Origin of the sequence: Parasphingorhabdus sp. (assembly GCF_048267785.1) — a bacterium.
Classification (GTDB): Bacteria; Pseudomonadota; Alphaproteobacteria; order Sphingomonadales; family Sphingomonadaceae; genus Parasphingorhabdus.
The window spans coordinates 167,011-190,767 of sequence record NZ_JBLWWU010000002.1 but is presented as its reverse complement, the minus strand read 5'-3'; the positions used below and the strand labels follow the sequence as shown (position 1 = coordinate 190,767).

Genomic DNA, 23,757 nt, shown 5'->3' with positions numbered 1-23,757 from the left:
ACCACAGGGACATATATGGCTGATTTCCATCAAAACGGTAGTATTTCCACGCTCCACAACCTGTCTGATCGCTCGGTCGAATCGCTGGAAGCGGATTTGATGGGGTTTCGCAAGGCCAATCCCATGGCGCTGGTGTTGCCCAGCCTGTTTTCCGAACTGGAAGGGCCGGCGCTCGAAAATATCGTCGATGAACTCTGCGAAGTGCCATATCTTGATGATATCATCATCGGGCTGGACCGCGCCGACAAGGAGCAATTCGAATATGCCAAGCAATATTTTTCGCGCCTGCCGCAACGCCATCATATCCTTTGGAACAGTGGGCCACGGCTGACCGCGCTCGATGCGGAACTGAAGGAATGCGGCCTGTCACCGGCGGAACCGGGAAAAGGGCGCAACGTCTGGTTCTGCTTCGGCTATTTCCTGTCGGCCACCAATGCCCAGGTGGTCGGGCTGCACGATTGCGACATTTTGACCTATGATCGGGAATTGCTCGCGCGGCTGATGTATCCGGTGGCCAATCCGACTTTCCCCTATGTCTTTTCCAAAGGCTATTACGCGCGGACGACCGAGGAAAAGTTCAACGGTCGGGTCGTGCGTCTGCTGATCGGGCCTCTACTGGCCGCGCTCAAGAAAGTCTGCGAGCCCAATGACTATATCACCTATCTGAACAGCTTCCGCTACGCGCTGGCCGGCGAGTTCGCGATGGGGCGGCAGGTGGTCAAGAATATCCGCATCCCGTCCGACTGGGGTCTGGAGGTCGGGGTCTTGTCCGAAGTCTGGCGCAACCAGTCGACCCAGTCGATCTGCCAGGTCGAGATTGCCGACAATTATGATCACAAGCACCAGTCGGTCTCGCACGACAATCCCGAAGGCGGTCTGTCGAAAATGAGCATCGACATTACCAAGTCGCTGTTCCGCAAGCTCGCGACCGACGGGCAAGTCTTTTCCGCCGGCACCTTCCGCACGCTGAAGGCGACCTATTTCCGGATCGCTCTGGACCGGATCGAGACTTTCTACAACGATGCGGTGATGAACGGCCTGACGCTCGACCGGCATGAAGAAGAAACGACGGTCGAGCTGTTCGCGCAAAATATCATGACGGCGGGCGAGGTCTTTCTCGAATCACCGAACGAAACGCCCTTCATGGCGAACTGGAACCGGATCAACAGCGCCATTCCGGATTTCACCGACCGGTTCAAGGAAGCGGTCCGGCTGGATAACGCAGACTAGGCCGGAGAAGACTGGACCGGGTCGGGTGCCACGTTGCTGAACCAGACGGTCCGATAGGGCGACAGGCTGAAATCACCCTCGATGTCGGTGATGATATGGCCCGAGATCAGGTCCCACCATTGGTCACCGGCGATCAGATTGATGTCCGCCAGTGACAGCATCTTCTCTTCCTTCGTCACATTGGTAATCGCGAAGATGCTCTGTTTCCGCTCCCGGCTCTGCCGCCAGATGCCGAACAGGCCCTCGGGCAGCGCCAGGGTGAATTGCACCGCATTGGGATGAAAGGCCTGCTGTTGCTTGCGGGCTTCAACCAGCGAAAGAAAACGGGTGAACACCTGCGCTTCGACGGTTTCCGGATCGGCCAGTTTCGCTGTAATTTGATCATAGTCCAGTTGACGCCGGTTGATCGACCGGTTGTGGCCGGTCCGGTTGACCTCTTCATAGCCGTTTGGCGTCGCCAGCAGGCTGTGAATATAGATCGCAGGAATCCCCTCCAGCGCCAGCATGATCGCCATGGCGGCCATGAACCGCTCGATCTGATATTCGTCCGGCCCGTCCAGCGTTCCCTGCATCGCCTCGAAAAAGGAGATGTTCATCTCATAGGGCTTTTCGGTTCCCCCCGGCCCGCGCCGCATTGATACCCGGCCGCCAAAGCTCTGGATGGCGACCAAAATTTGATCTACTTCCCCTTGTGGCAGCACCCCTTCGGTCGGACGCAGGCCGATGCCGTCATGGCTGGCGGTGAAATTGAGATAGGTGCATCCGGCCAGAGCTGGCGGATTACTGCGTGTCAGCCGTTTCAGATAGAGCGCGTCTCCAGTCAGCAGGGCGTGCACGAGCAACGGCGGCAGTGAGAAATTATAGATGACATGGGCTTCGTTCTGGTTACCGAAATAGGTCAGATTCTCGTGGTTGGGGATATTGGTTTCGGTGATGATGATCAGCGTCTCGGCATGATGGTCCATCAGCGTGCGGAGCAGACGGATGATCTCGTGGGTTTCGTCGAGATTGATCGAGGGGGTACCGATTTTCTTCCACAGGAAGGCGACCGCGTCGAGCCGGAAAATCCTTATCCCATGGTCGATATAGGCGGCGATGATCTTGACAAATTCGATCAGCAACTCGGGATTGGTAAAGTCGAAATCCAGCTGGTCGCTGCTGAACGTGCTCCAGACATGGCGGTCGCCGGAGGCAGTCCGAAAGGGCGTCAGCAGCGGATGCGCGCGCGGCCGCACCACCTGCCCGAGATCGGCGGCCGGATCGGCGGTATAATAATAATCCTTGCCCGGTGCCTCGCCCGACAGAAATTGCTGGAACCAGACGGATTTGCTCGATCCGTGATTGATCACCAGGTCCGCCATCAACCGATAATCAGCGGCGATGGCCTCGATGTCGGACCAGTCGCCCAACTCTTCGTCGACCGTCAGATAGTCGATCACCCCGAAGCCGTCGTCACAGCTATAGGGAAAAAATGGCAGGATATGCACGGCACCGATGGTCTGGCCGATATGCTGCTTCAGGAAGCGGTGCAGCGTCCGCAGCGGCCGCTCGCCCTCCGAGCGGATGGTGCCGCCATAGGTAATCATCGCGACATCGCTTTCGTCCCACAAATGCTTGTCGGCGATTTCCGACCGCGGGATCATCTGGCTCTTGTCGGGCCAGAACAGATCGACGATGCGCTCCGCCAGCGCCTCGCAATCATGGTCGGGGTAAAGCACGCCCAGATGCGCCGTCACCCGTTGCAGAAGATGGTCGATAGTGGCGCGATCATTCATGGCTGCTTCTGTCACTCCGAAAATCTTCTTGACCCCGGCGAAACAATCGGGCCCTTATTGTGCAGTGCATCAAACAACAAATCCCGATTCAATAAAAGCTTTTTTAGAGGATCTCTATTTTCAGGCGCTGCAACCCGCCCTGCCGGCCAACGCAATGCGCGATGTCCAATGGCCACAGGTGACGGGCCGGACCTACCTGCTTTCCATCGGCAAGGCGGCCACGCAGATGGCTGCTGCCATTCTGGATCGTCTGCCAGAGAATGTCGAAGGTTTGATCGTCACGCGGCAGGGCTATGTCGAGCCGGGCTTCGCGCCGGATAATTTTGAGATCGTCGAGGCGTCGCATCCGGTCCCTGATTCCCTCGGCGCCGAAGCCGCGCAAGCCGCACTGCAAGCTGCCGACACGCTGGGCGCAGATGATCTCTTGCTGGTGCTGATGTCCGGCGGTGCCAGCGCATTGCTCCCCGCGCCGGCTGACGGGATATCGCTATCGGAAAAGCAGTCAGTCACCCGCGCCCTGCTGCGCAGCGGCGCGCCGATCGGCGAAATGAACATGGTCCGCAAGCATCTGTCGGCGATCAAGGGCGGACGGCTGGCGGCGCGCGCATGGCCGGCGGCGACCCATATGATTGCCATTTCGGATATTCCCGGCGACGATATCGGGATGATCGGATCAGGCCCCACGGTCGCGGACAGCTCGACCTGTACCGAGACGCTGGCCATTGCGGCAAAATATGGAATCGAGCTGCCCCCCGCCATCAAGACGCAACTTCTGTCAGGCGCGCTGGAGACACCAAAGGCCAATGACCCGAAGATGCAGCGCTCGACCGCCGAACTCTGCGCCAGACCGGCCGACATGTGTGCAGCGGCGGTCGAAGCCGTCCGGGCGATGGGCTATGAACCGATCATGCTCGGCGACGCCCTGGAGGGCGATGCACTGGAACTGGGCCGAGACCATGCGGCTCAGGCCCTTGAAATCACGGCGAATGGCCGCAAGGCTGCGCTGATATCGGGCGGCGAGGCGACCGTCACATTGCGCAATCGCGATGGTCGCGGTGGCCGTTGCACTGCCTATCTTCTTGCCTGCGCACTGGCATTGCAAGGCGAGCCGGATATTTGCGGATTTGCAGCGGATAGCGATGGCATTGATGGTTCTGAAGATAATGCCGGCGCCTTTCTGTGGCCCGGGATAGTGGACCTTATGGGGGGAGCAGAGCAGGCGCGAGCGCTGCTCGAACAGGATAATAGCTATCTCGCCTTTGAAAGGGCCGGTGCGCTGCTGATGACAGGGCCATCGGGCACGAATGTCAATGATCTGCGGGTGCTGCTGATCCGCTAGCATTAATATCTGCTTTGCACGCAAGAGCATAGTGCCACACTACACTGGTCGTCCGCTTCGGCCTGCCGCCTTGCAGTTTTGGCACGACTAAGGCAATCAGCCCCTCATGACATCGGGGATCAGGAATATGAAAGAATTGATCGGCCGGTGGCTGGAATTGCTGAAGACCGGTCCGATCATTGCCGGACTGCTGGTCGTTGTCGCCGTCGCTGCACTACAATTTTCCGCCATTCCGGGATTTGACCGTCTGGGCCTGATGGTATTCGACAGCTATCAAAAGGCCGCCCCGCGCGCTTATCAGGACGCCGGTGTGCGGATTATCGACATTGACGAGGAATCGGTGGAACGGCTGGGGCAATGGCCGTGGTCCCGCACCGAAATCGCCCGGCTGACGCAAAGACTGTCCGACGCAGGCGCTGCGGCGATAGCCTTTGATATGGTCTTTTCCGAACCGGACCGGACATCACCCGCCCAGATCGCCGCACGCTTACCGGAAGGGGAAAGCACCACGGATCTACTTTCTTCGCTCTCCAGCCTGCCGGATAATGATGAAATCCTTGCCGACCGTCTGGCATTGGCGCCCGTGGTCGGCGGATTCTTCCTGTTGCACGAGGATCGCGGCGATCCCGTCGAACTGCCGACCGGCATGGCGGTGCTCGGGTCCTCTCCTAGCGAACAGGTAGAACAATATCAGGGGACGGTTCAGTCTTTGCCAAAATTGCGACAGGCATCTACCGGACTGGGTTCGCTCAGTATCGTTGGCGATGCCGACGGCATATTGCGCAGGGCACCACTGATCTTTCTCTACAAGGACAAACTGCTGCCCTCACTCTCGCTCGAAGCCTTGCGGGTGGCGCAACAGGCTGGGTCGATCCTGGTCAAGACCAGCGACGGCAGCGGCGAGACCGCCGGCGCGCCGGGAGCCATCGTCAACCTGCGGGTCGGAGATTTTGAAGTGCCGACCACCGCCGCTGGCGAGTTGTGGATGCATTTTAGCGAACCGGCACCGCAGCGCACGATCCCGGCGTGGAAATTCTTGTCCGATGAGATGTCGGAAGAGGAGATAGGCGCGGCGGTCGAAGGACAGATCATCTTCATCGGGGCCAGCGCGACCGGATTGCGCGACCTGATCTCGACCCCGCTGAACGAGAATGAGCCGGGGGTGACAGTTCACGCCCAAGCGGCAGAACAGATGATCCTCGGCGAATTTCTGATCCGCCCCGACTGGGCACCGGGCATGGAGTTTTTCCTGATCCTGCTGCTCGGTGGCGGACTGGCGCTCTTGCTGCCGGGCGCGGGTGCGGTGATCGGCGCAGCGATCGGCATGCTCGCGACGCTGGCGGTTGCCGCCGGCAGCTGGCTGGCCTTTGACCAGTGGCACTATCTGCTCGACCCGACATGGCCGGTGATCGCGCTGATCCTGGTCTACGCGGTGCAAACCTTGCTGAGTTTTCGGCAGGAGGAGCAGCAAAGGGCCTATATCCATACCGCCTTTGACCGTTATCTTTCGCCCGAAATGGTCCGGCAGATTGCCGCCAATCCCGAACGATTGCAGCTCGGCGGCGAAGAGCGCGAAATGACCGTGCTGTTCTGCGACATCCGCGGATTCTCCAGAATTTCCGAACGATATGATCCGAAGGAAGTGATCAACTTCCTGACCGGCTTCCTGACCCCGATGTGCAATATATTGCTGGAGAAAAAGGCCACGGTCGACAAATTTATCGGCGATGCCATTCTCGCCTTCTGGAACGCGCCGCTCGATGATCCGGACCAGTTCCGCAACGGCGCGCGGGCGGCGCTGCAAATGGTCGACAGCCTCGAGCGGCTCAACCGCGAACTGCCGCAAAAGCCGGGACAGGTCTGGCCGCCCGATGTAAAAATCGGGATCGGGATGAATGCCGGCCTGTGCTGCGTTGGCAATATGGGGTCGGAGCAACGCTTATCCTATACGTTGATCGGCGACACGGTGAATATCGCCTCCCGCTTCGAAGGGCTGACCAAACAATATGGCGTGCAGATCCTGATCGGCAGCGCCCTGGCCGAGCAACTGGACGGCTTCGCCCTGCTTGAACTGGACCGGGTCAAGGTCGTGGGACGCGACGCGTCGGACACGATCTACGCATTGCTCGGTGACGAAACACTCAACCGGGATCCGGCTTATGGAATATTACAAAGCTGGCATGACGAATTTCTGACGTTTTATCGGGCGCAGAACTGGGCCGCGGCCAGCCAGATGCTGGACCAGCATGAAGCGACGTACAGCGAGGCAGGGCTTTCCACTCTCGTGGCGGTTTATCGCCAGCGGATAGAGCTACTGTCAAAGACTCCGGTCAACGACGACTGGGACGGCGTCTTCGAGGCGACCCGCAAATAGCGCGTCCTTCCGGCTTTTGGCCCTAGCAATTGGGCCCGCCTGCATTCGAATTTGTGCAGGGTTCATCACCGCCGCCGGGCAGCAACAGTCCTACGCCGACACCGATGATTGCAGCGGGTATCAGCGCTTTCAGCAAACCGCTTTTACCGGCACCGGCCACTTCCGGTGCGAGCTCATCCTGCAATTTTGACAGGCCGCTGGCCGAGAGCTTGAACGGACCGATCGGCTGTGCACCCGGCCGGGGAATATAGGCTGCCAGAATCGGCTGATCCAGCGTAACGGTTTTGCCCGCCGCGCTGACTTCGGCCAGGCCGATATCCAGATTACCGCTACGATTGGCGCCCGGTCCGCGCAGGACGACCAGCATCGCGCTGTCCTTGTCGCCTTTCACGCCGTCCAGAAACGGTTCCTTTTTCGCAATGGCGACGGCCTCTTTGCCAACCACGCCATCGAGAGCGGTTCCGCGGATACCGATGGTACCGACGGAACTGCTGACCGAGGCAGAAGATTTCTTCGACTTGCGGCCGGACATGAAGCGAAAGGCTCCCTTGCTCACGGTTGCGGTAAGGGAGCGCTCTTTACCCGGATCATAGACAAAGCGGTTGATCGTCAACCGAGCGTTCGACCCGATGGTCAGGCTCGACCGGTCGAGCAACAATATCTGCAACTTGCTCTTTTTCCTGGTGCTCAGCATATCGCCCCAGGCCAGCCGCTGGCGACGCGGTATCTTGACCGCCTTTTTGATCGTCGCATTGCTCATCCGGACATCACCGACAACGGTCGCGGCGATTCCGACCTGTACCGGCGCGGAGGCAGCCGGGGCCATGGCAAAGAATAAGAGGGCCGGGGCCAACAGGACGGCTTTGATCGACAGGGATTGGAAGGATATCATGGTCTATCCTTTCTCCGCCAACGGGCATAATTTCATAACCTCGGCCCAAAGCTCAGGCGCAAAATTCTTTTGCTTCAATTTTCCGAGTTCAACGGCCCCGCCCAGCTGATCGTCGATCTTGCACAGGTTTACCGCGTGCAGCAGCCGGGCGCTGTCCGACTTGGGGTGGAGCGCCAATACCCGTTCGAGTGTGGCGATCGCCTCGAGATATTCTCCGCGCGCCGATTGTTCCTGGGCAAAGGCAATGCCCTTCTCCTCGTCGACCGCGACTTCCGCCATCGCATCCAGTTCGGGGAGGGTTTCGGCATAAACGGCGGTGACCGGCTGTGCGACGATGAAGAGCGCGGCTGTCAGGCCCTTGATATATCCATATTGCAAAGCCCGTGCCTCCTCTTTCAATCCAGTTTGTAACATAGACACCAATGTTTTCCTATCGCCACCCACAGCCGAACCCCGGAATATCGCGAAAGATTCTTTATAGCCTAATTGGCCACGACCGCCCATTCGTCGCCGAACCGCGCCCAATAGGCCCCGCCTGGCCAGGAGAAGCTTCCGCCATCCATTTTTCCCGATACAGAAATCGGCGGCTCACCGTCCGGTCCGAGTATCTGATAGACACGCCCGCCCATGACCGGCGTGACCGTGAGCGTTTCGGTTATGTCGGCGGGATAGCCGGACAATATCGTCCGCAAATAGGATGTGAATCCGTCAGAGTTGCCCATCACCCGCCCGAATTCCTCGATCATCGGGGCATGCATGTGCACGATGGTTTCAACATCTCCCGAGCGCGCCGCATCTTGCAGCTTCTTCAGCGCGTCCAGCAAGCCTTCGTCACCCGCGATATCGGCCTTGAGATAGATATCTTCCAGCGGCCCCTCATGTTCAAAGCTCAGTTGCCTGGAAGATGACGAAGTAAAGCGCACGGTGTCGACGATATCATGATCATCATATTCCCCCTTGCACCGCGCAAAAATTTCAAACTCCGCCGCGCTTCCGTCAAAATCGATTTTCAATATATTCTTGCCGGGCACCAGCCATTCGGTGAGCATATATTCAAAGGAAGTCTGGCTCGGCCCTTCATCGCCGGAAGATACGCTAAACCCTCTATCATCGACAAAAACGCCGTTCAGGGTTGCGCGATAGCTTCCCGATTCCAGCTTCGCCCGCACACCGTGAGAAATATCGCAGGCAGAAGCCGCTGCCGGCATCCCCACAACAAGTGCCATCATTATTGCGATACCGGTTTTCAATTTGCGCCCGACCATTTTTCCATCCTCAAGTTGCTTCCTCTGCACATGATATAGCATGTCCACGGCTTTGGGCTATGACCACAGTCACACCGCCACTTGTCGCACGGAGCCTGACGGATTTGCTGTAAGAACAGATTTGGCGCCCCGGCAGAGCTATTTGCGAACCAACGTCCGAACACCCTCCTTCACCCAGACGCTTGTCGAACCCTGCCACCCCCATTAGAGCTATGATTCACATCTCTCTTTCTCGATGGAAATCCCGATGACCTTGAACGGCCCCGCCTCGCACAGTTATTTCTCCCAGCGGCTCAAGCTGCATTATGCCGACTGGGGCAATGAGGACAAGCCGCCGCTGATCCTGCTCCACGGCGGCAAGGACCATTGCCGGAACTGGGACTGGACGGCGCAGGCATTGCGCGAGGACTGGCATATCATCTGCCCCGATGTCCGCGGTCATGGCGACAGCCAGTGGAGCACTGACGGCCATTATGCCACTATGGCGATGGTGACCGATCTGGCGCAGCTGATCCATCAGCTCGATCTGTCGCCGGTGACAATCGTCGCCCACAGCATGGGTGGCAATATCGCGCTGCGCTACACCGGTCTCTATCCCGATACGGTGCGCAAACTGGTCGCGATCGAGGGGCTCGGCCCCAGCCCCGAAATGCTGGCGGAACGCGAGAAGGTCGGACCGCTACAGCGGGTGCGCAACAGTATCGAGGAAAAGCGCAGGGCCGCCGGCCGTCTGGTCAAACGCTATCCGACGTTCGAAGATGCGCTGCAGCGGATGCAGGACGCCAACCAGCATCTTTCCGACGAACAGGCCCGCCACCTGACCACCCACGCGGTGATCCGCAACGAGGACGGTAGCTACAGCTGGAAATTCGATCCCTATGTCCAGCACTGGGACAGCATCGATCTGTCACAGGACGCGATACACCAGCTGTGGAGCGACATCACATGCCCGACCCAGCTCCATTATGGTGCCGACAGCTGGGCGAGCAATCCGGAGAAAGACGGCCGGATGCAATATTTCGGCGACAATGTGACGGTGAAGGAATTTCAAAAGGCCGGCCACTGGCTGCATCACGACCAGTTCAAGCTGTTTGTGGAGACGCTACGGGAGTTCCTTTAGATCTGAGCAGATGGCCCTGCTCTGATAAATAGAAAACCTCAGCCGGATCGCCGCTTAGGTATATTCCCTGCGTTTCGTGGGTCTGTGACCGATGTTACAAGCACTCACCATAGGAAGTTCATAGGTCAACCGCATTGGCATTTCTTGCGATCGAGCCATATCATCGTCGCCGGTTCCACAGCATTCCGGCGACAAGAAGCTTGCGAATGATTGACCGGTCGGACGTGTGACAGCATCAAATGATTCGCTTCCTGTTTAATTGCGCACAAAAAGAGGCCTCATATGAATGCAACCGCAACCCCCGCACGCTATTCGTCCTTTTCCATTTTCCTCCACTGGGCAATGCTGCTGCTGATAACCGCTGTCTATAGCGCCATCCTGCTGCGCGAGAATTTTCCCAAAGGCAGCGATTTCCGCGAAGGATTGAAGAGCTGGCATTTCATGCTCGGCCTGTGCGTGCTGCTCCTCGTAATCATCCGGATAGTCACCCGGCTTGTCACTGCAAAACCGCCGATCAAACCTGAACCGCCCGCCTGGCAAATGCTGTTCGCCAAGGTCACGCATCTGGCGCTATATACATTCATGCTGGCAATGCCAGTTGCCGGATGGCTGATCCTCAGCGCCGCTGACAAGAGCATTCCGTTCTTCGGCTTGGAGCTTCCCGCGCTGGTTGCGCCGGACAAGGCTCTGGCGGGGCAAGTGAAGGAATGGCACGAAACATTTGGCACGGTCGGGTATTTTTTGATCGGCCTGCATGCCTTGGCGGCGTTGTTCCATCATTATGTGGTCAAGGACAATACACTCCGGCGGATGCTCCCCGTCAAGCGCTAGGGGTTGCAGCTACTAGCTGAACGGCCAACGCTCAGGAAATCATTGTCTGCAATGTCGCGATCCGGTCCGCCTCTTCCGCCGGCTTGTCCTTGCGGATGCGGTGGATGCGGGGGAAGCGCATGGCGAGGCCGGATTTGTGGCGGCCGCTTTCGTGGATGGAATCGAACGCGACTTCGAGCACCAGCGATTTCTTCACCTCGCGGACCGGCCCGAAGCGGTTCAGCGTATTCTGCCGAACGAAACGGTCGAGCCATTTCAGCTCTTCATCCGTAAAGCCCGAATAGGCCTTGCCGACCGGCAGCAGCTCGCCATCCTCGGTCCAGCAGCCGAAGGTATAGTCGGAATAGAAGGACGCGCGCCGCCCGTTGCCGCGCTGGGCATACATCATCACGCAGTCGGCGTTCAGCGGGTCGCGTTTCCACTTGTACCAGTGACCGGTGACCCGGCCCGCCAGATAGGGGCTTTCCCGCCGCTTCAGCATCACGCCCTCGATCGCCGCGTCGCGGGCCCCGGCGCGCATGATTTCCAGCGCGGCAAAATCATCGACATCGACCACGGCGGACAGATCGAAATGGTCGGGATGGAGTTTCGGCACGAAGCGCTCGAGCCGCTGGCGCCGTTCGTGCCAGGGCGACAGGCGCAGATCGTCCTCTCCGTCCATCAGCAGGTCATAGACGCGGACAAAGGCGGGAAATTCCTGCCGCATCTTTTTCGAGACCGTCTTGCGACCCAGCCTTTTCTGCAAGGCATTGAAACTGGCCGCCTCGCCGCCCTGATCGGTGCCGCGAACCAGCAGTTCGCCGTCGATCACACCGTCACGGTCGAATGCCTCGACTATATCGGGAAAGGAGGCGCTGATATCATCGCCGCCGCGGCTGTAAAGCCGGGTCTCGCCGCCGAGATGCACCGCCTGCACGCGGATGCCGTCCCATTTCCACTCGACCGCATATTGATCGAGATCGAGACTGTCGCCCTCGAACGGGTGCGACAGCATGAAGGGCCGGAAGAAAGGCGTCGCGGACAGATCCGGACGCTCGCCGCCCTGCTCCGCCCATTCGAATAATTTTTCATAAGGCGGATCAAGCGCGTGCCAAAGCTCCTCGACATCGTCGAGCGCGACATCAAAGGCCTGCGCGAACGCTGTTTTCGCCAGCCGGGCCGAGACACCGACCCGCATCCCGCCAACCGCCAGCTTGAGCAGGGCATAGCGGCTGTTCGAATCCAGGCTGTCGAGCAGGGAGGCAACAATGTCGGGAGCGGTCGCACGATTGGCAGCGGACAGCGCCTGTACCACTTCGTCGATGCCCGGGTCGCTTTGCTCCCGCCCGTCCGCTTCGGGCCAGACCAGCGCCACGGTCTCGGCAGTGTCGCCAACATGATGGCGTGACAGGCGGAACAGTTCGGGATCGATCCGCGTTCCCGCGAGATTGCGGATGGTGGCCGACTTGACCGCCGGAAAGTCGAGACTATCGGTCAACGCCGCCAGCGCCCAGCCGCGATCGGGATCGGGTGTCTCGCGCAAATAGGTCGAGATCGCCGCCAGCTTGGCGTTGCGCGATCTTGTGTAGACCAGACTGTCGATCAGGGCGGCAAAGCGGCGCATCAGCCGTCATCCCCTTCTTCGCGCCCGACCATCGCCAGCGCCCTCGCCTTGATCTGGTGCAGCTCGCACCAGCGCAGCAGGCCGTCCTCGCTGCCATGGGTGATCCAGGTTTCCTTCGGGGCTAGTTCGCGGATCGTCTCGGTCAGTTCGTCCCAGTCGGCATGGTCGGAAATGACCAGAGGGATCTCGACCCCGCGCTGCCGCGCCCGCCCGCGCACCCGCATCCAGCCGGAGGCCATGGCGGTGACCGGATTGGGCAGTCGCCGGCTCCATTTGTCGGTCAGCGCCGAGGGTGGCGCGATGATGATCTGGCCGCGCATCTCGTCCTTCGGCGTGTCCATCACCAGCCGTAGCTCACCCAGCGACACACCCAGTTCTTCATAGAGTTCGCACATCCGGACTTGCGCGCCGTGCAGATAGATCGGCTTGTCCCAGCCCGCCCGGCGCAGCTCGGCAATCACCCGCTGCGCCTTGCCCAGCGCATAGGCGCCGATCAAGATGCTGCTGTCCGGTTCGGCTTCCAGCCGCGCAAAAATCTTGGCGATTTCCCCCGCAATCGGCGGATGCTGGAACACCGGCAAGCCAAAGGTCGCTTCGGTAATGAAAATATCGCACGGCACCAGCTCGAACGGCGCGCAGGTCAAGTCGGGGCGGCGCTTGTAATCGCCGGTGACGACCACCCGCTCGCCCTGATATTCCATCAGCACCTGTGCCGAGCCCAGCACATGGCCCGCCGAATGCAGGCTGAACCGGACACCGCCGCGCTCGAACCCCTTGCCATAAGCAACCGGCGTTCCCGCCTCCGTGCCATAGCGCAAGCCCATGATCGCCAGCGTCTCCGGCGTCGCCCACACATCCCCATGCCCGCCGCGCGCATGATCGGCATGGCCATGGGTCACTACCGCGTTATCCTTGGGTACTGACGGATCGATCCACACGTCGGCAGGCCGCACATAAATGCCCTGCGGATGCGGCTCGATCCAGTGTTTCGCTTTTGCCATGGCCTAATAGCGTATCGGACTGGGAAAGGTTCCGCTACGGTCATTCCATAACATGTCGGGACTGGTCAGCTAATGGCCGGCTTGTATTTCGCGGGCTTCGCTATTTTTCGGCGAAACCAGAAACTCCAGACCGCAAGGCTCCCCAGCAGGGCCAATCCTAACCCGGTCAATGTTTGCAAGACCTTATACACCGTACCACCGACCTTCGCAGCATGGACGGGGTAGCTCAAATTATATATTTGCGAACCTCTCGGCAATTTCAAAGCATCGGATATTCCGATTATCCCTTCAGTCGTTCCGTCGAACCAGACCATCGTGCGGCCGTTGTTATGCCATTCGTCCGGCTGCTTCATGCGGATGGTAAGGGGATCACCGGGCTTGCGGGGAAAGCTAACCAGCCGGAATTCGGCATCGGGAAAGCGCGCTTGCGCAGTAACCATGATCTTCTGCCAGTCGATATTGTCGATCGGTCCTGCGACTGCCACCGGCTTCTGCTGCGCCGCCTTCATCTCTTCGACAGAGGAAAATGGCATGAGCAACACCGCCGCCACCGGCTGTAATGTCATCATCACACCAGTAAGCATCGTACAGAATAATAGCGGCGTGAGAACCGCACCCAGATCGCGATGTTGCCGGATGATGGACGGGCGCGTCATCCGGGCCGGCCAGATACGAAATTTGAATGTCGATCGTGTTCGCCACCACAATATTCCGCCAGTGATGACAAAACCCACTCCTATGAGTCCCGCGACACCGGTCAGAGTTGTTCCGACGTCACCGAGCAGCAGATAATGATGGATCTCGAACAATAATGTTTCCAGCCGCCCCCAAAAGCTATCCCACACAGCGAGCGGTGTACCGTCACTGCCCGCATAGAACCCGCTCTTTCCGCCGGTGCTGACGATATGCACGGGAATATCGTCATTGGCGAAAATGATATAGGCCGGCAGCTGTTCGCTGCGTTCGACGATATTTTGCGTCACATCCGCCAACATCGACGGATCCGTGATTTTAGCATTGCCCGCGCCTGGAACCGTCAGCCCGATCCACGCGCCTTTCCAGACCAGAAAAGCGCCTGTCAGCCCGATTACCGCCAACAACAGGCCGATAATGCCGCCAGCCCAGCGATGTATGAATGCAATTGTGTTGATCAAAAGCGCCAGTCCCAGCTGGCGGTAATGGTGCGTCCACGGCCGGTATAATAGTTGGAGTTGCTGGTGGACTGCGCCGTGTCGCTATAATAAGTCACGTAAAATTTGTTGAATATATTCTGGGCGGCCAGCGTAAATGCGCCGTAATCGGTTTGATATCGGACCAGCGCGTTGACGATTTCATATCCTTCGAAATCTTCGCTGCTCGGCTGCCCGTCATATTTTCTTGGCAGGTAGAATTGACCTTGCAAATAGGCAGTGAACGGACCGCTGTCGTAATTTGCCGACAGATTCATCCTGCTGGGCGAAATATTGATGCCATCAAGATCGGCATCGACGACGCCATCGCCATCGGTATCCACACGACCCGTCGTATCGGCAAAACCAACGCCCAGTCGCAATCCCGGAACCGGTGTTTCAACACCGAGATTTATCTCGAAACCTTCAATCTCTGTCCGCTCGCGTGTGACTTCGGAAATGCCGTCTGCGTTGGCGACCAGTCGCTGGCCCAATTTGCTCGACGACCAGAAATAGGATGCACTCGCATCCAGTGGACCGCGCTTTACGTTCACACCAAGCTCGCGGTTGTTCGACACAACCGGAGCCAGATCCAGGAAATTGTCGAGATCGATGCCCGCTTCGTCCACCGCTCTGATAACCCGTCCGACGTCTGGAACCGTATATCCTTTGGAATAGCTGGCATAAGCACGAATGCCCTTTAGTGGTTCGATGACCAGACCGGCATTGGGCAGGATTTCATCGAAGGCCGGCGACCCGCCGGATACATCGAAACCACCATAAGACGCTATCGTGGTATAATCGTCGATATCAAGCGTAACATTTTCCCAGCGTGCACCGCCGACCACGGTGACCAGACGATCGAACAGGCCCAGATTGACCTGACCGAAAGGCGCCATACTGCGGAAGGCAATTTCCGGAACCCAGGTTCTGTCAGTTTGCAGCAAATCTTGCTGCGTATTGTCGAATAGCGCGTCGAAACCGACCGTAACGGTCAGGTCCTTCGCGAATTCGCGTTCGTAAGTGGCCTTCCCGCCCAGTTTGCGGGATCGATTGACCGATTGTTCGAACAGATTGCCCGTGGGATCGATCGAGGGATCCTGGAAAGTCGCAAAGACGCCGCCGCCGAAAACATAATGGGAGCGATTGAAAAATCCCTGAAGCGTTAGAATACCGCCGGCAAGATCATCATCAACCAATTGAACAGACAAAAGACTTGTGTTGTTCGACGCGGTCTCGCCTTCCATTTCGCCGCGCACCGATGTTGATGGCGTACTGCTTTGGCGATCGCCGTCGACGCGGATGTAATTGCCATTGCCCTCCAGACGGAGATGGTTGGCGATCAGTTCGATCCGTGTGCTGTCCGATATCTGGTAGCCCAGGCGCGTGAAGAAGGAATAGGAATCGCTGTCCTGAAGGTCACCCTGTGCGCCGTCTGCACCGATGCGATTGTCATGCCCATCGAAGAAAATTCCCCGCCGTTCGAATGTTGCTCCTGCTGTTACATCCAAATCTCCACCGCGATAGCTGACCAGTCCACCGACCTTGCCGCTCAGTCCTTCGCCGTCGAAACCATTGCCCGCCGTGCCCTGCAACAGCACCCGTCCGCTGATCCCGTCCTGCTGGGGTGCACCGACTGTGACCTGGTTAACGACACCACCGGTCGCCCCAATGCCCTGCAATGAATTGGAACCGTAGATCAACTCGATCCGTTCGATGAAAAACGGATCGATCGTATAGCTCTCACGCGACGAATCGCGCGTCGGGGTTGATTGCGGGACACCATTGATCGAATAAAGCGGAGTACGGCCGCGCAGGCTCTCGCCATAGCTTGTCGCTTTCTGGCGCGTCGGCGAAAACGAAGGCGAAAGGGCCGAGACGGCATCGCTGATCGAACCGGTAATAGCCAATTGACCAGCGAGCTCCTCACTACCGATAACATCGACGGTTAGCGGCAGGGCGCTAATGGGAAGATTTGTTCGAGTGGCCGTGACGACAATTTCATCATCGCCAAAACGGGGGCCTTTGTCTTGCGCTGCGATTGCATCGCTATCAGGAACATCCTGAGCCAATGCCGGTCCGGCATAAGCCGCCATCGTCAATACCAGTATCGACACACCACATTTCATATTCAGATTAGCCACAATTGCCCCCTTATTTTTATAATCCGGCCACCATCAATTGATGGTGGAGCTCCCCTACTTGGTATTGCGAGTCAATTGCAATAGCGTATTTTACATTATTTTGCCGCTGGAAAGATGCGCCGGATTTCCCTCCTCTAGCCCCGCCCAGTTCGCGCGATTTAACCGCACCGCCCCCAATGTGATACCAATGTGATATTTTTCCTCGACGAGTCACATTATAATGTGATACGCGATCCATAACATCACATTGAAAGGCCAAATCCATGAGCAAGCTCCTGATAGAAAAACTCGTCGAACTGATCGAATCCGGTGAGGAAACGCGCGCAGGATTGGCGCGGGCCGCTGGTCTGCACTCCAATAGCCTGCGCAGCCTGGGTCAGGATGACTGGAACCCGACTGCGGAAACACTCGGCAAGCTGGAATCCTATCTGGCGCGCGGTGGAAGCGGCGTTATGGCGACTGCGGAAGAAATCATCAACGAAGCGCGCAACGGGCGCATGTATATCCTGGTGGATGACGAGGATCGGGAAAATGAAGGCGACCTGATCATCCCGGCGCAAATGGCGACCCCCGATGCAATCAACTTCATGGCCAAATATGGTCGCGGACTAATCTGTCTGGCGATGACCCGGGAGCGGGTCGAAGAGCTCGGCCTCGACATGATGAGCCAGAATAACCGCGGCGCTTATGAAACCGCCTTTACCATTTCGATCGAGGCGCGCGACGGCGTAACCACCGGGATCAGCGCCGCCGACCGGGCGCGCACCGTTGCGGTTGCGATTGATGGAACGAAATCAAAGGAAGAAATTGTCACACCCGGCCATGTCTTCCCTTTGCAGGCCCGCGACGGCGGCGTACTGGTCCGGGCGGGTCATACCGAAGCGGCGGTCGATGTCTCGCGGCTGGCTGGCCTCAATCCCGCTGGCGTGATTTGCGAAATCATGAAGGATGACGGCGAGATGGCGCGGCTCGATGATCTGATCGAATTTGCCCAGCATCATGGTTTGAAAATCGGTACGATCCGAGACCTGATTGCCTATCGCCTGCGCCATGATCATCTCACCGAGCGCCGGGAAGAAGCGCGTTTCACCAGCCGCTGGGGTGGGGAATGGAATGCAATCACATTCTATAATACGGCCACCGAAAGCGAGCAGATCGTCCTCCAGAAAGGCCATGTCGATCCCGACAAGCCCACGTTGGTGCGCATGCACGCAACCACGATTTTCCCCGACCTGTTCGGGCAGGATACCGGCCGCGCCAACATGCTGCAGGAATCAATGAAGATCATCGGCGAGGAAGGGTCCGGCATCATCGTCTTCATCAGCCCGCGCGTGCCCGATCTATATTCGCGGCAGGTCCGCAGCCTGGATGGCGGCAAGCCGCCAGCAATGGATCAGTTGCGCGACTATGGTGTTGGCGCACAGATACTCAGCGAACTGGGTGTCCATGATATGGAACTGCTGACCAATACCAGCCATGATATGGTCGGCCTCGACGCTTTCGGCCTGCGGATTGTCGGACAGCGCGCGGTTCCGGCAGAACATGCCGGGGAAGACAGCAAGGAACTGGAGAAGGCTTGACCGGCTCGTCATCCTGAACTTGTTTCAGGACCTCCATCGAACATTCACCAGATCCTGAAACAAGTTCAGGATGACGAATTTGAAAGAGAATAAAATGGCAAAATTCCTGATCGTCGAAGCGCGCTTTTACGACGAACTAAACGACATGCTAATCGCAGGCGCAACCGATGCCCTGAAAGCGGCGGGGCATGAACATGAGATTGTCACCGTGCCCGGCGCGCTGGAAATCCCCGGCGCGATCTCGCTGGCGATCGAGAGTGACGAATATGACGGTTTCGTCGCGATTGGCGTGGTGATTCGTGGTGAGACCTATCATTTCGAGATCGTTGCCGGTGAAAGCGCGCGCGGCATCATGGCGCTAACCATGGACGGCGCTGCAATCGGCAACGGCATCGTCACGGTCGAGAATGAAGAGCAGGCGCTGGAGCGCGCCGACAAGGCCCTCAAGAACAAGGGCGGCGAGGCCGCCCGGGCTGCGATTGCGATGCATGAGCTGGCGATGCGATTCACCGCTCGGCAACAATAGTTCTTGATTGGGAGCGGCAGGCACGTTCACCTGCCGCTCCCAAAATTCGAGCTTATTGGGTACCGGTAAGCGCAGCGTTGAACTGGTCTTCGGTCATTGTGATGGCAACGCCATCGGGCTTGTCCATAAATGCATCGACAGGCAGCTTCACGGGCTGACCATCATGCTCGATGGTGACATATTCGGCGTCGACTTCCTGGATGGTACCAATAACGGCAGCGCCATTGACGGTTTTCACTTCGGTTCCCGGAGTCAGGGCAGCCAGCAGCTGGGCCTTTGCGTCAGCGTTTGCTTTATCTATGGCCGCATCAAGATCAGCCTGAGTCATCATGATCGACAGACCATTTTCTGCTTTCCCAAAGGCGTTGGGTGCCAGTGCAGCCTTGTTCTTGCCCGTATCCACCACAACGGCACCATCGCTGACGGAATCCACTGTTCCGACCTCACCACCATTGGGGCCGAAAACTTTCATGCCGACCTCGGCCTGAACAACCGGGGCAGCATCTTGCGCCAAGGCGGGTGTCGCAGCAAGAAGCGCCGTGCCGGCCAAAAGGGTTAGAAAATTCTTCATATTTTACTCCTTAAAATTCCAAAAAAATGGCGTTCACCCGCCAAAGCTTTCTGGGTAAAAAACCATGGCCGATTTTGTTAAGACGATTGAGGCGAGTTGAGGCATAGGCAGGATAGAAGGTGACTGGTTTGGGATCGAGATGATGATCCGCAGCCAAATCCCTCCTTTTCCAATGCTCTGCTGTCAAAAGCCCGCCTTCATGTGCAAGTCCAATCCGGACTATGCCGCTTGCTGTGTCCGCTGGTGAAGGCCTTCCCTGACCTCCTCGATAATCTTGGCGCAGAAAGCATCAAGATCGCCGGGATGACGCGACGTGATCAGACCATCATCGACCACCACGGCACTGTCTTCAAACCGTGCACCGGCGTTGATCAGATCGGTCTTGATCGACTTGTATCCGGTGACCCTTCGTCCCTCAACCAGATCCGCCTCGACAAGCAACCATGGTGCGTGACAGATTGCCGCGATCGGTTTGCCAGCGTTGAAAAAAGCGGTCACGAAACCGACAGCCTTGTCTTCCACGCGCAAAATATCCGGGTTCATCTGTCCACCGGGCAACACCAGCGCATCAAAATCATCTTCGCGCGCTTCATCTAGCGTGAGGTCGACTGCGATATCCTCGCCCCACTCCTTCTCATCCCAGCTTTTTATCGAACCTGATCGCAGCGACACGATAGTCACATCCGCGCCCGCATCGAGCAATTGCTTTCGCGGTTCAAAAAGCTCCGATTTCTCAAAACCGTCCGTCGCCAGGATTGCTATTTTTGCGTTTGAAATGTTCGTCATTTCTGTCTTCCTTTCGTTAGAGGCTGCAAGATATCTACGTGGCGGGGGACGATATGGTTCCCAAATTTTCCAATCCCCCGTCCCGTCCCCACATCGCCGCGTTGCCCTGGACCAGCAGGTTCCAGAAGGCTTCATTTCTGAAAAATTTACGGAACCAGATCACGGCCGATGCGTAATTTTGTCATCAACAGCCGCGCTCTACCAATGTGTGAGGCGCCGCAGAAAGAAGCTGAAAGGAAGGTAAGTACATGACTGTCAAAACCAAAGATCTCCGCGAAATGAAGAGCGATATCAAAAAGACCGACCGCGCCAAAATGGCCGAAAAGCTCGGTGCAACCTTGGCGTCAACCTATGTGCTTTATCAGAAGACCCAGTCGGTGCACTGGAATGTCACCGGCCCCTTGTTCGTCAGCGTCCACAAGCTGACCGAAGGACAGTACGAAGACCTTGCTGCCTCGATCGACGCAATCGCAGAAAGGATCAGGGCTCTCGGTGCGAAGACGCCGGTTGGCCTTTCGACCTATATCAACGAGAGCGTGATCGACGATCAGGTGGAATGGGGCGATGTCGAGGCCATGCTCAAACAGCTGTCAGATGACAATCTCGCCGTGGCAAACCAGATGCGGGAATTTGTGAAAATCGCTGACGAAGCCGATGATGTCTTCACCGCTGACCTGCTGACCGCACGGATCGGTGCGCTGGAGGAAGCATCATGGATGTTGTCCGCCAGTTTATAGGCCACCCCCGATCACCAGAATGACAGGAAAACCAGATGAAAAAATTGGATAAAACCAGCGCCCGCCAGGGCATAACCACTCGCCACATGATCATTGTGCTTGGCATATCAACCGTGCTCGCGATCATCGCATTAGCCGCCGTGACGGGTTTTTTCTAAACCGGTTTTCAAATACCCATATTTATCCTGCCGCTCCTGCCCTGCGCAGGAGCGGTCTTTTTGGGCCGCTCCTGTTCCGGCTGGGTCAGTTTCCATGGGAACCTGTCGCAAGCGCCGCGGCTATATTATCCGTGGCGCAAGATATCACAAAGCGCGAACAGGCTTGACCAAATCTGTCTGTTCTATATTTTAGAACAAATCATGAACAATATCGATTCGGATTCGGACGGGGCTTTAGGGCCTTCACCGGACACCCCTTCTGCTGTGCCTCTGGCGACACCAGCAAAACCCTCCGTCTTACGGGCACGGCTCGCCAGGATATTGGCGACGTCCGGCGTGCAGGCAGCCGAGGATGACAGTGCGCCATCGCATTTAACTTTTGGTATCGATAGGATCGACGCAGCCTTGCGCGGCAATGCAGGAGTCGATGGCCTGCCGCGCGCGGCGCTGCACGAACTGCACACGGAGAGCAAGGATGACCGGACCAGTGCCGCGGCGATGGCGCTGCTGATGGCGCAGCGTTGCCGGAATATGGATCAGGAAGAACGGCCAATATTGTGGATCAGCGAAAGCGGCGAGGCCAGACGGCAGGGCCGGCTCTACCCGCCGGGACTGGCGGAACTGGGGATAGACCCCGAGAGCATCATTCATGTCGATGCGCCGGACAGCATCGCGGCACTGCGCGCGGCCGCCGACGGCGTGCGGTCCCCGGCGATGGCAGCGGTGATTATCGAACTGGCGGGCAAGAAGCCCAAGGGCCTCGACATGACCGCTACCCGTCGCCTGTCGCTATCGGCGCAGAAATCGGGCGTGCTCGGGCTGGTCCTGCGATCCGGCAGTGATCCGGACAATCCCCTGCCGACCGCTGCCTTCAGCCGCTGGTCAGTAGCCACCGCGCCTTCGCTCGCGCTGGAGGCCAATGCTCCGGGCCATCCTGCTTTCGACATCAAATTGCTGCGCCATCGCAGCGGGCTTTACGGGCTGAGCGCCCGACTGGAGTGGAACCGTGAGAATCAAATCTTCCGCGAGCAGCACAGCGGGCAGAGCGCGCCGGACACTGGCGCTGTCCCTGCCCTGGCTGCCGTCCGAGCGGATCATCAAGGCACACGGGCCGCCTGACCATCCCTTTGCGCTGACCGAGAAAATCCGCGGCGCGATGGTGATCATGGCGGCGGACCGGCAAGCCGTATCGCTGGGTCTCGGCCCGGGGATGAAGCTTGCCGACGCGCGGGCGCGGGTGCCGGATCTGCTCGCCTTCGACCATCAGCCGCTGGCCGACGCCGACCTGCTGTCACGGCTGGCCGAAGCCTGTGAGCGTTATACGCCGATGGTGGCGGTCGAGCCGCCTTATGCGCTGATCCTCGATATCACCGGCGCGGCGCATCTGCACGGCAATGAGGAACGGCTGGCGCAGGATGCCGAGGACCGGATCGATGCAGCGGGTTATAGCGCCTCCTGGGCGCTCGCCGGAACCGCAGATGCCGCGCTGGCGCTGGCCCGGCATGGTCTGAAGGAAGGCGCGGAGGCCCAGCTGCCGGTATCGGCGCTGGCCATGGACGCAAAGACCCACCAGTCGCTGGAACGGGCCGGGCTCTATCATATCGGCGATCTGGCAGAGCGGCCACGCGCCAATCTGGCGGCGCGTTTCGGGATGGAACTGACGGTCCGGCTGGACCGGATTCTCGGGCTCGAGGACCGGCCGATCGATCCGCTGCGCCGGATCGGCAATGTCGTCACCGAGCGACGCTTTGCCGAACCGCTGACCCATATCGACGGCGCGCTCACCTGCCTGTCGGAATTATTTGCCGAAGCCTCCGAACGGCTCAACGAGCGCGGCCAGGGCGCGCGGATGATCCGGATGATGCTGTTCCGCTGCGATGGCGATGTCGCGCGGCTCGGGCTGGAGACCGGCGCGCCGACCCGCGATGCAGCCCTTTTCAAACGCCTGCTCCGCGAACGGATCGAGGCGCTCAACGACGAACTCAACCCCGGTTTCGGCTATGATCTGATCCGGCTGAGCATTGTTGCTTCGGAAGCGCTCGCGCCGCAGCAGTTGCGGCTCGAGGGCGGCGAGGACCGGCGCGGCGATGCGGTCGCTCTGGTCAGCCAGCTCAGCACCAGAATGGGCCGCGACCGGGTGCAGAAATTTGCCGCCGCCGACAGCCATATTCCCGAACAGGGCCTGCTCGCATTGCCCGCGCTCAACGCCCCGCCGCCGGTGCCGTGGCAGCGGCAGTCTCCCGACAATCCGCCGATGCGCCCCCTGCACATGTTCGACCCGCCACAGCGCGTGCAGGTGATCGCCGAGGTCCCCGACGGTCCGCCCTATCGCTTCACCTGGCGGCGCAAGAGCCATCAGGTGATGCGCTATGAAGGGCCCGAACGGATCGCCTCGGAATGGTGGCAGCGCAAGGACGGGCAGCAACCGGGCAAGGGAGGCCTGACCCGCGATTATTATCGCGTCGAGGACGCCCGTGGCCGGCGTTACTGGCTGTTTCGGCACGGGCTTTATGGCGAGGAGAAAGCGAACCCGGACTGGTACGTGCATGGACTGTTTGCGTAAAATCGGACGGATAGAGGTCGCGTCATTGCGAGCGCAGCGAAGCAATCCAGTGCGGCGTTCAGAGGCTCTGGATTGCCGCGTCGCCTGCGGCTC

General features: G+C 58.7%; 22 protein-coding genes. 11 read left to right on the top strand and 11 right to left on the bottom strand.

Annotated elements, in window-relative coordinates; translation table 11 throughout:
• Positions 1-15 precede the first annotated feature (15 nt).
• On the top strand, positions 16-1,230 hold the full coding sequence (locus tag ACN0VD_RS02950; RefSeq protein WP_417591439.1) for a glucosyl-3-phosphoglycerate synthase: 1,215 nt from the start codon (positions 16-18) through the stop codon (positions 1,228-1,230).
• Here the strand turns inward: ACN0VD_RS02950 and ACN0VD_RS02945 are convergent.
• Positions 1,227-3,020: a sugar phosphorylase gene (locus ACN0VD_RS02945; protein ID WP_417591437.1), complete on the bottom strand. Its 1,794-nt coding sequence runs from the start codon at positions 3,018-3,020 to the stop codon at positions 1,227-1,229. The two genes, ACN0VD_RS02950 and ACN0VD_RS02945, sit on opposite strands and share 4 nt — an antisense overlap.
• On the opposite strand from ACN0VD_RS02945, the gene ACN0VD_RS02940 reads away from it, so the two are divergent.
• Both ACN0VD_RS02940 and ACN0VD_RS02935 read left to right on the top strand, forming a co-directional pair.
• Positions 3,004-4,344: a glycerate kinase type-2 family protein gene (locus ACN0VD_RS02940; RefSeq protein WP_417591435.1), complete on the top strand. Its 1,341-nt coding sequence runs from the start codon at positions 3,004-3,006 to the stop codon at positions 4,342-4,344. The genes ACN0VD_RS02945 and ACN0VD_RS02940 overlap by 17 nt on opposite strands.
• A gap of 127 nt (positions 4,345-4,471) precedes the next feature.
• Positions 4,472-6,718, top strand: a complete 2,247-nt coding sequence (locus ACN0VD_RS02935) for a CHASE2 domain-containing protein (protein WP_417591433.1) — start codon at positions 4,472-4,474, stop codon at positions 6,716-6,718.
• Between the two features lie 22 nt (positions 6,719-6,740).
• On the opposite strand, the gene ACN0VD_RS02930 is transcribed toward ACN0VD_RS02935, so the two are convergent.
• The 3 genes from ACN0VD_RS02930 to ACN0VD_RS02920 form a co-directional block, all read right to left on the bottom strand.
• Positions 6,741-7,610: a FecR domain-containing protein gene (locus tag ACN0VD_RS02930; protein WP_417591431.1), complete on the bottom strand. Its 870-nt coding sequence runs from the start codon at positions 7,608-7,610 to the stop codon at positions 6,741-6,743.
• Between the two features lie 3 nt (positions 7,611-7,613).
• Entirely contained in the window at positions 7,614-8,030 is a 417-nt protein-coding gene (locus ACN0VD_RS02925) for a hypothetical protein (RefSeq protein WP_417591429.1), read from the bottom strand.
• Positions 8,031-8,092: 62 nt separating this feature from the next.
• Positions 8,093-8,875: a hypothetical protein gene (locus ACN0VD_RS02920; RefSeq protein ID WP_417591427.1), complete on the bottom strand. Its 783-nt coding sequence runs from the start codon at positions 8,873-8,875 to the stop codon at positions 8,093-8,095.
• A 247-nt stretch (positions 8,876-9,122) separates the two neighbouring features.
• Here ACN0VD_RS02920 and ACN0VD_RS02915 point away from each other — a divergent pair, with 247 nt between their 5' ends.
• Both ACN0VD_RS02915 and ACN0VD_RS02910 read left to right on the top strand, forming a co-directional pair.
• Entirely contained in the window at positions 9,123-9,995 is an 873-nt protein-coding gene (locus ACN0VD_RS02915; protein ID WP_417591425.1) for an alpha/beta fold hydrolase, read from the top strand.
• Positions 9,996-10,277: 282 nt separating this feature from the next.
• A complete protein-coding gene (locus ACN0VD_RS02910; protein ID WP_417591423.1) occupies positions 10,278-10,826 on the top strand; it encodes a cytochrome b in 549 nt (182 codons plus the stop codon).
• 31 nt (positions 10,827-10,857) lie between these two features.
• Here the strand turns inward: ACN0VD_RS02910 and ACN0VD_RS02905 are convergent, their stop codons facing one another.
• From ACN0VD_RS02905 to ACN0VD_RS02885, 5 genes are all read right to left on the bottom strand, one after another.
• Complete coding sequence (locus ACN0VD_RS02905; RefSeq protein WP_417591421.1) at positions 10,858-12,429, bottom strand: cisplatin damage response ATP-dependent DNA ligase; 1,572 nt, start codon at positions 12,427-12,429, stop codon at positions 10,858-10,860.
• Positions 12,429-13,430 (bottom strand): ligase-associated DNA damage response exonuclease, encoded by a 1,002-nt coding sequence (locus ACN0VD_RS02900; protein WP_417591419.1) that lies wholly within the window; start codon positions 13,428-13,430, stop codon positions 12,429-12,431. The genes ACN0VD_RS02905 and ACN0VD_RS02900 overlap by 1 nt, the downstream gene beginning before the upstream one ends.
• 65 nt (positions 13,431-13,495) lie before the next feature.
• Complete coding sequence (locus ACN0VD_RS02895; RefSeq protein WP_417591417.1) at positions 13,496-14,584, bottom strand: PepSY-associated TM helix domain-containing protein; 1,089 nt, start codon at positions 14,582-14,584, stop codon at positions 13,496-13,498.
• Positions 14,581-16,743 carry a TonB-dependent receptor gene (locus ACN0VD_RS02890; protein ID WP_417591415.1) on the bottom strand — a complete coding sequence of 721 codons (2,163 nt, stop codon included), beginning with the start codon at positions 16,741-16,743 and terminating at the stop codon, positions 14,581-14,583. The genes ACN0VD_RS02895 and ACN0VD_RS02890 overlap by 4 nt, the downstream gene beginning before the upstream one ends.
• 16 nt (positions 16,744-16,759) lie before the next feature.
• Complete coding sequence (locus ACN0VD_RS02885) at positions 16,760-17,008, bottom strand: hypothetical protein (RefSeq protein ID WP_417591413.1); 249 nt, start codon at positions 17,006-17,008, stop codon at positions 16,760-16,762.
• Between ACN0VD_RS02885 and ribB the strand changes: the two genes are divergently transcribed.
• Together ribB and ribH are read left to right on the top strand one after the other, a co-directional pair.
• Positions 17,007-18,323: a 3,4-dihydroxy-2-butanone-4-phosphate synthase gene (gene ribB / locus ACN0VD_RS02880; protein WP_417591411.1), complete on the top strand. Its 1,317-nt coding sequence runs from the start codon at positions 17,007-17,009 to the stop codon at positions 18,321-18,323. The genes ACN0VD_RS02885 and ribB overlap by 2 nt on opposite strands.
• A 94-nt stretch (positions 18,324-18,417) precedes the next feature.
• Positions 18,418-18,849: a 6,7-dimethyl-8-ribityllumazine synthase gene (gene ribH / locus ACN0VD_RS02875; RefSeq protein ID WP_417591409.1), complete on the top strand. Its 432-nt coding sequence runs from the start codon at positions 18,418-18,420 to the stop codon at positions 18,847-18,849.
• Between the two features lie 52 nt (positions 18,850-18,901).
• On the opposite strand, the gene ACN0VD_RS02870 is transcribed toward ribH, so the two are convergent.
• Complete coding sequence (locus ACN0VD_RS02870; protein WP_417591407.1) at positions 18,902-19,420, bottom strand: hypothetical protein; 519 nt, start codon at positions 19,418-19,420, stop codon at positions 18,902-18,904.
• A 219-nt stretch (positions 19,421-19,639) separates the two neighbouring features.
• Positions 19,640-20,206, bottom strand: coding sequence for a type 1 glutamine amidotransferase domain-containing protein (locus tag ACN0VD_RS02865; protein WP_417591405.1), 567 nt, complete (start codon positions 20,204-20,206; stop codon positions 19,640-19,642).
• A gap of 248 nt (positions 20,207-20,454) precedes the next feature.
• Between ACN0VD_RS02865 and ACN0VD_RS02860 the strand changes: the two genes are divergently transcribed.
• The 4 genes from ACN0VD_RS02860 (at position 20,455) to ACN0VD_RS02845 (ending at position 23,664) form a co-directional block, all read left to right on the top strand.
• Entirely contained in the window at positions 20,455-20,943 is a 489-nt protein-coding gene (locus ACN0VD_RS02860; RefSeq protein WP_417591403.1) for a Dps family protein, read from the top strand.
• A gap of 35 nt (positions 20,944-20,978) precedes the next feature.
• Positions 20,979-21,101, top strand: a complete 123-nt coding sequence (locus ACN0VD_RS02855; protein WP_417591401.1) for a hypothetical protein — start codon at positions 20,979-20,981, stop codon at positions 21,099-21,101.
• A gap of 201 nt (positions 21,102-21,302) precedes the next feature.
• Complete coding sequence (locus ACN0VD_RS02850; RefSeq protein WP_417591399.1) at positions 21,303-22,220, top strand: ImuA family protein; 918 nt, start codon at positions 21,303-21,305, stop codon at positions 22,218-22,220.
• On the top strand, positions 22,108-23,664 hold the full coding sequence (locus tag ACN0VD_RS02845) for a Y-family DNA polymerase (protein ID WP_417591397.1): 1,557 nt from the start codon (positions 22,108-22,110) through the stop codon (positions 23,662-23,664). The genes ACN0VD_RS02850 and ACN0VD_RS02845 overlap by 113 nt, the downstream gene beginning before the upstream one ends.
• Positions 23,665-23,757 lie beyond the last annotated feature (93 nt).